This window comes from Flavivirga aquatica (assembly GCF_001747085.1).
In the GTDB taxonomy this organism is placed as follows: domain Bacteria; phylum Bacteroidota; class Bacteroidia; order Flavobacteriales; family Flavobacteriaceae; genus Algibacter_C; species Algibacter_C aquatica.
In genome coordinates this window covers 1-425 of record NZ_MDJD01000053.1, presented here as the reverse complement: position 1 = coordinate 425, position 425 = coordinate 1, and the positions used below count along the sequence as shown (strand labels likewise).

General features: G+C 29.2%; 1 pseudogene. It reads left to right on the top strand.

Going from position 1 to position 425, the window contains the following annotated elements:
* Positions 1-202 (top strand): annotated as a pseudogene (locus A8C32_RS20745) (hypothetical protein); the annotation flags it as partial.
* Positions 203-425: the final 223 nt, after the last annotated feature.

The window sequence follows — 425 nt, the reverse complement described above, 5'->3', positions numbered from 1 at the left end:
GACTGAATATGGAGTTAGTTTAGCTTCAATAAATAGATGGAGAAACGAATTTAGTAGCACTACAAATAATCGCGAAGATTTATCTGTATTAGAAACTGAAAAGCAAAAAGTTAAAGCTTTAGAAAAAGAGTTGAAAGAAATGAAGTTAGAACGTGATATATTAAAAAAGGCGGTAAGCATCTTTTCCAAGAGCGACAGGTAAGGTATAGTTTTATAAAAACTCATACAGGAGTATTTCCAGTTGAAAAGATGTGTAGTATTATGAATGTTAGTAAAAACTCTTATTATACATGGGTTAGGACTGATAACAAACAAAAAGACTCTTTAATTTATTTAAAGCAAAGAATAACAGGTATTTATAATGATAGCAATCAAGTATATGGAAGCTTACGTGTTCAAAAAATGTTAGAAAGAGAGAATTTGTT